Genomic DNA, 5,947 nt, shown 5'->3' with positions numbered 1-5,947 from the left:
CCAGCCAGCATGTTGAATCAAATCCCCGCTGATTTGGGAATCCCCCTTCGATTCAGCCTCTCTTCATCCCGCTCTAGGTTTTCGGACATTCAGATTTGCGACTCAGGTTAGTCGGAAGCGCGCCGCCGAGATGAGCAAGGAAGGCTGGGCGGAGCGCCATGAAAACGGTCGACGAGATCCGCGAGCCATCATCGAGGCGTTTCGGCAAGGATTGCCACCCCCAACCCCTGTCGCTGGAGCCGGCGATAGAGCGGCACCCCATTTCGATTTCCTGGGCGTGGGGCAGAGAGGCGTATGCTGGGTTGGCCGACGTCTATGAGCCCCGATTTCGTTGCTCGCTTCGATCAGGCTGAGGCAGGCTTCACGGGCCTCTCTCACGACTGCGATGCGATCCTAGGCAAAACGACAGCCGCATTGCTGAACATCTGACAAGGGCGGCGCCTTGTTCGGCCAGCGAGGCTCAAGTTAGCCGACAGCTCCGTTTCCCGGTCGCTAGGGTCGCCAGCGCTTGACCCTCGCTACTAAGCGACTGGAACCTGCCGCGACGCGGAAGGCGATGAAGCGATGGCCAAACGGGTCGCTTCGTCGGCCGGGTAGAGCATTTCCAGGGCGATTTCGGAGAGGCGTACATCGGCCGGGGTGCCAAAGACCGTGATGGTGCTGAGGAACGACAGGAGGCCAAGGCGCGTCTGGATTTGTAAGGGCAGTGCTAGCGCCTGCTCCCCCCCGGCATGCCCCTTCGACAGCTTTCGTGTCGGCGAATAGAGCTGCTCGCCTTCTCTCAGCAAAACCATGAGCCCGGTGTCGGCCGTCAGGTCGATTTCGTGGCGCAGACGGGCGAGCAAGTGCTCCGCCCAGAGCTCCAGGTTGACAATGCGCGGCGCGAGCCCGCCCGGATGAAGGGTAAGGCGCATGACGTTTACCGGCGGCTCCAGCAGTTCGGGGATGACGCCCTCATAGAGTTCGGGCACCGCGGCGTTTGACATGCAGACGTTCCAATGCCGGTCAATGGCAAAGGCAGGGAATGGCTTGTGTGCTTCCAATGTGGTCGCGATGGCAGACTTAATGTGGATGGGAAGCTCATTTACCTCCCCGACCCCGAACTGTGGCGCGAACCCCGCCGCCCGCAGCCACGTGTTCCTCTCCCGCAGGGGCATGTCGAGCTCTTCCGCCAATCTTAGCACGAGCCCTCTGCCGGCATTGGCCCGACCGAGTTCCACAAAACCCAAATGGCGCGCGGAGACGTCCGCCCGTAGCGCCAACTCGAGCTGCGAAAACCGGCGTCGCTTTCGCCACAACCGCAACTGGCTCCCGAATGTCTCCACCGATTGCGTCACGTCACGCCTCTGTGCCCTGGTGCTAACGAACCGCAGGTGCTGCAGAAACTACCTGTTAGGTAGTCGACTTGACTACCATCCCATCCCAATCTTGGCCGTGATTTTTCGATAGGAGACATACTCATGGTAGGAAACAATTTGGCTCTGGCGGAGCGCTACATCGCGGCCTGGAATGAACCAGATCCGGTGGAACGGCGCCGGCGGGTGGAGGAACTCTGGGGGCCGGATGGATGGCACTTCACACCGACCCGTGAGTTCCAAGGCTATGAGGCACTGGAGGCGCGGGTTGATGAAGCTCATGCGAAGTTCGTTCGCGACGGTGACTACCGCTTCGAGGTCGATGGAGCGCCGCTGGAGCATCACGGTGTGATCAAGTTTCACTGGCGCATGGTTCATCAGGTCACAGGCGCCATCGATGCCCGGGGTTCGGATGTCCTTCAACTTGCCCAGGACGGCCGCATCGCTTCCGACCATCAGTTTACCGAACCCCTCGGGCGGAGGCCCTGAACCAATGTCCGTTACCTATGTCATTAAGTTTCGGGTCATCCCCGCCCAAAGGCCCTCGTTCCTCGCCTTGTTGCACGGCGTGCTCGACGCAATGCGCGAAGAAGCAACGTTCGAGGAGGCGGTTCTGCATCAGGATCCGGAATCACCAGACACCTTCATGCTTTACGAGACCTGGCAGGACCACGAGGACGTCCTGCGGGTACAGTTGCTTCGTCCCTACCGGAGGGCCTGGCATGATGCCCTTCCAGACGTACTTGAGGGAGAGCGAGAGATTTCCACTTGGCAACCCATTCGCGCCGACCGGGCACCGCGCAGGAACGACGCCATTGAGCCATAGTCCCGGCGGCTGTGTAACCAGTTCGTCGCGCGTCAGTCTATTGCGGGAGGAGGTTCGGCAAGTGACCGACGCCGGCCGCCGTTGCACGGCTATATGTATTACATTGGGAGATCCCGAAGGTCTCCCAATTTACCCGGTACGAAGCTGATGTTAGCTTGATCGACATTGTCGAGCGGCTGATAACAATTGCCTCCCATCCCTTGCCGTCGCTCCGATTTGGTTCGGAGGTATCTGCACTGATTGGCGGCCTCGCGCTGCTCAGGCTCGATAGGGCTACTCTCGTGGCGCGGCTCGCTGTCAGCCGCTGTGTCTTGGTTGTGCTCCATGCAGGTTGTTCACTATTCTCCGCGGAGCCTGCCATGCGCGACGCGTATCACCGCCGAACGGCAGCTTTCGGGAATCAGCAAATACGCTCCGAACGACCACGATAAGGGTCGGAAGCCGCCGAGCAGCGATGCGCCCCCTATCGGTCTTTAGACATACGCTAATGGCAGGCCACAAGCTGACCCGAGTGAACGGGCGAGACCATGCGTTGACGCCCACAAATCGCCCGCATTAGCGGACTTTGCCAAGGCAGGTGGAGCCCGGAACGGTATGTCCCTGGCCCCTTGATTTTAGAACTCCATCCCAATGGCCCTGCGGATGGCTATTTGCACCGCAGACGGTGGTAGCGACGGGTCAAACTCACCCTTCGGCAGTAGCGGGGGTTGGGCCATGAAACGAGGCTTGGCTCCGCAATGCGGTTGCGCAGAGTGGACCAAGAAGGGATGGCAGAGATAAACGGTCCCAGCTTCTCCGGTCGCCAGCACTTCTTCGCAGTCTGCAGTCGATGCGAAGCCGTCAGCGGCCAGTTCGCCGAGCGTGAGGCCACCCTCTCCAAATGGCAGCAACTGCTCGGCGATCGCGCGATGCGACCCTTTGCGGATCTTGGTCGGCGCATCCAGTTCCCCAACATCGGAGAAGAGGAACAACATGAGCAGGGCGCGGCCGCTGCTTTCACGTTGACCCGCCACTGCATGAAATCGGGGTTGTCGGTTCCGAAGCTGGCATCGACGTGCCATCCCGCATCACCCGGATCGTTTGGCGAGGGGAAACGGACCGGGAAGGTTCCCAGGCCACTGGGTCTCAACCAACGGCCCTCGCCGACCAAGGCATCGTACGATGCGTGCAGGAGCGGGGTGTTGGCGGCGTTGACGAAAAGCTTGCCCGTCATGAAGTCGAACCGGACAACTGGCTGCTTCCATGTCTCGGGCGCGTCAGGGGAAAGGCCCATCGCGCTCCAAAGCTGGTCCCGCCCTTGTCGGGCCAGATCGCCATCGAAGGCACCTTTTAGTTTGATATATCCATGTTCAATGAAGTGCGCGATCTGAGCCTGGCTCAGACCGGAATGGGAAGCTTCCGACATTCAATAATTCTCCGCACGGCCTCCACGCGGGATAGGCCGTTATGATCTGAAAGGGCACCTATGTGCCGCGACGATTGTGGGTCGTCCAGCTCAGCGGGAAGAATGTGGACTTAAACATCATGATTGGGCGTGCTTAGCAGTTGAACTTTTTTCTTGCAACAATGGATAGTCGCGGAGCCAGATAGCGATGTCCGCTTTCCAGAAAACTGCGGAATGGATCAAATGGCTGATATGGGGCGCAAAGCGGACCGGTAGGGTAGGGCCCGAGAGCTGGTGCAAACAGGGCTGCAACGCGTGATGCTCTTTAGTGGATGTTGCGAATGACGCTGTCGATGCCGAGCTCACAGCAATGGAAATCAACAACGCTTGTCTCAGCGCACAGGCCGCATGCAGCGTGGAGTTTTTGATTCATCGGAACACTTTTGAGCTCGGTCCGATGGTGGACAGCACGCGCCACTCTTACAAAGGACGGGTGTACTTCACCGACTTCTTCGGCGTTCAAGACGACTTGACCATCAGTGTCAAACTCGATGTGACCGACTTCGATCGACTTCACCTGCCTTCCACTACCCGCAGGCTTATCCATCCGTACTCGGACGCAGACGTTTGTTCGGCCGAGATTACCTGCATGGCCCTGGAAGAGGTGATTGCCACCAAACTGAAGTGCCTCATCCAGCGCCGCCATTCCCATGACCTTTTCGATTTGGTCTACTCGACGTTTATCGACCGCTCGATCGACTTAGACCGCGGATTGGTCCTTCGCACGTTCTTGGACAAGACCATTTCAGTGCCAGCCCGGCCGCGGCCAAAAGCATATTGCTTGGCATTCCCTTGACGTTTTTCGGCGGCGTTTGGGACAAGTACATCAAATGTCCGAAAGCGACGCGCTTTGATTTTAGTCACGCGACGGAAGGGTTCAGGGATGCCATCGAGCAGCTGTTCGGTGGGATCGGCAGTGGAGGTTGGGGAGAACAACTTTACTATGGACCGGAACATCGCAACCTCATCATGGAGGCCGGCGCTGCTAGGAAACAACGACAATTAGGATGGGTATGGGAAAACGGAACCCGCTCGATACTGCTTACGTTGATCTCCAACATCGAAGAAGTCGGAGAGCTACAATGGTACGCGGACTAATTTTATGGCTGTTGGGAGTTCCACTGGTCGTGATCATCTTGCTTTACCTGTTTAATGTCCTGTGACGTGGCCTTGCGGGGCGCGCGACGGCATCATGGCCTTAGAACGAGGGCTATGCCCACTCCAAGGATAGGTCGTCGCGCGCAGTCGAGAAGAAGCGTCCGGCATCGCGATTGGCGTGAACGGACCGGACCTGATGAGCAGTTTTGCGTTGCCACTTGGCTGCCTTATGTTTGCGATCGCGGAGGAGAGGATCACATGTTCCACCAACGCAGCGCTGGGCACCCGACGGGTCGCCTCCGACCACCAGAACCGCTCCACTCGCGGTTGGCGGCGCTGTGTAATCAGAAGCGCTACCTGTGCATTCCGGGAACGAGAAATTCAAAGGCTGGCCACTGACGTCCATCGAGCGACTCGCGGCCCGAAAGTCGCATTAGATGCAGTGTCGAACCTTACGAATGTCGGCACGGTTTTGGCGATCGCCTAAGCGCGGAAAGCAGGGCGGCAGGTGGCACAAACCGCCGAAACCTCCGGCGGAAGTCCGTCACCCGAAATCATAGCCGCCACGGCCTTGGCCGCAGGGATACCCTACGCCGCTAGCTTTGCCACTTACCCGTAAGCAGACATTGACAGGAAACATTTGGAGGTCGCGGTTGCGCCATAAACCTGTCATTCGCGGCGCTTCTCCAAACCTTCCCTTTGCGCAACGGCCCAAGCCGACCCAACGCATCGTTCGGTCATGCCACAAGATCCGCATCGGGCGGAAGACCAGTCTTTTTTGCCTGTCCCCAAACTAGGGTCTTCAACAGCCAGATCAAAGGGCTGTAGTTGAATTCGCGAATTCGACGCCCGAATACACGCGCCGACATGTTGCTTAGACGTGTTTCGCGGACTTATACTGGATGATTGGCGAGCCTGCCCGGCACGCAGCCGGGGTGGCAGCCCGGCTCTACGGTGGAGGTTTACCATGAAAATTACATCGCTAGTGGCTCTCTTTACGCTGTGCTCGGTTCCCGTAATTGCAGCAGACTTCCCGAAAAGTGGAGAGGCGGAATACGATACTTACTACGTATTCGAGACCGTGGCCAAAGTGGACAGCGGCGTTGGCACAGGGGGAATAGACGAATTCACCGGTCTCACGCGTAACGAGGGCTTTGCACGGGGGCCGAAGTTTGGCGCAGATGGCGCATGGGGCGTTTTTTGAAACGCAATCAGGCGACATTG

6 protein-coding genes and 1 pseudogene are annotated in these 5,947 nt (G+C 58.6%); 5 read left to right on the top strand and 2 right to left on the bottom strand.

From position 1 onward, the window contains the following. Positions 1-521 precede the first annotated feature (521 nt). Complete coding sequence (locus AC0L3H_RS32615; protein WP_473588215.1) at positions 522-1,337, bottom strand: helix-turn-helix domain-containing protein; 816 nt, start codon at positions 1,335-1,337, stop codon at positions 522-524. Positions 1,338-1,460: 123 nt separating this feature from the next. On the opposite strand from AC0L3H_RS32615, the gene AC0L3H_RS32610 reads away from it, so the two are divergent. Both AC0L3H_RS32610 and AC0L3H_RS32605 read left to right on the top strand, forming a co-directional pair. Then, positions 1,461-1,844, top strand: coding sequence for a nuclear transport factor 2 family protein (locus AC0L3H_RS32610; RefSeq protein ID WP_473588214.1), 384 nt, complete (start codon positions 1,461-1,463; stop codon positions 1,842-1,844). 4 nt (positions 1,845-1,848) lie between these two features. Next, positions 1,849-2,181 (top strand): putative quinol monooxygenase, encoded by a 333-nt coding sequence (locus tag AC0L3H_RS32605; RefSeq protein WP_473495672.1) that lies wholly within the window; start codon positions 1,849-1,851, stop codon positions 2,179-2,181. A gap of 614 nt (positions 2,182-2,795) precedes the next feature. Here the strand turns inward: AC0L3H_RS32605 and AC0L3H_RS32600 are convergent. Continuing rightward, a pseudogene (locus AC0L3H_RS32600) lies at positions 2,796-3,586 on the bottom strand (phytanoyl-CoA dioxygenase family protein). Positions 3,587-3,935: 349 nt separating this feature from the next. Here AC0L3H_RS32600 and AC0L3H_RS32595 point away from each other — a divergent pair. The 3 genes from AC0L3H_RS32595 to AC0L3H_RS32585 all read left to right on the top strand — a co-directional run bounded on the left by AC0L3H_RS32595 (position 3,936) and on the right by AC0L3H_RS32585 (position 5,927). Then, positions 3,936-4,421, top strand: a complete 486-nt coding sequence (locus AC0L3H_RS32595; protein WP_473588213.1) for a nucleotidyl transferase AbiEii/AbiGii toxin family protein — start codon at positions 3,936-3,938, stop codon at positions 4,419-4,421. Beyond that, positions 4,418-4,723 (top strand): hypothetical protein, encoded by a 306-nt coding sequence (locus tag AC0L3H_RS32590; protein WP_473588212.1) that lies wholly within the window; start codon positions 4,418-4,420, stop codon positions 4,721-4,723. The genes AC0L3H_RS32595 and AC0L3H_RS32590 overlap by 4 nt, the downstream gene beginning before the upstream one ends. Positions 4,724-5,690: 967 nt before the next feature. After that, the gene (locus tag AC0L3H_RS32585; protein WP_473588211.1) at positions 5,691-5,927 is read left to right on the top strand and encodes a hypothetical protein; all 237 of its coding nucleotides are present in this window, start codon (positions 5,691-5,693) and stop codon (positions 5,925-5,927) included. The last annotated feature ends 20 nt before the right edge of the window (positions 5,928-5,947 follow it).

The organism is Mesorhizobium sp. WSM4816, assembly GCF_055811535.1.
Note: the sequence above shows the minus strand (reverse complement) of the source record. Positions and strands in the feature narration are given on the sequence as shown.

What these genes read in the sequence shown, in the direction of transcription:
- AC0L3H_RS32610 (WP_473588214.1), top strand. Translation starts at nt 1,461, where the DNA reads ATGGTAGGAAACAATTTGGCTCTGGCGGAGCGCTACATCGCGGCCTGG.
- AC0L3H_RS32605 (WP_473495672.1), top strand. Translation starts at nt 1,849, where the DNA reads ATGTCCGTTACCTATGTCATTAAGTTTCGGGTCATCCCCGCCCAAAGG.
- AC0L3H_RS32595 (WP_473588213.1), top strand. Translation starts at nt 3,936, where the DNA reads ATGGAAATCAACAACGCTTGTCTCAGCGCACAGGCCGCATGCAGCGTG.
- AC0L3H_RS32585 (WP_473588211.1), top strand. Translation starts at nt 5,691, where the DNA reads ATGAAAATTACATCGCTAGTGGCTCTCTTTACGCTGTGCTCGGTTCCC.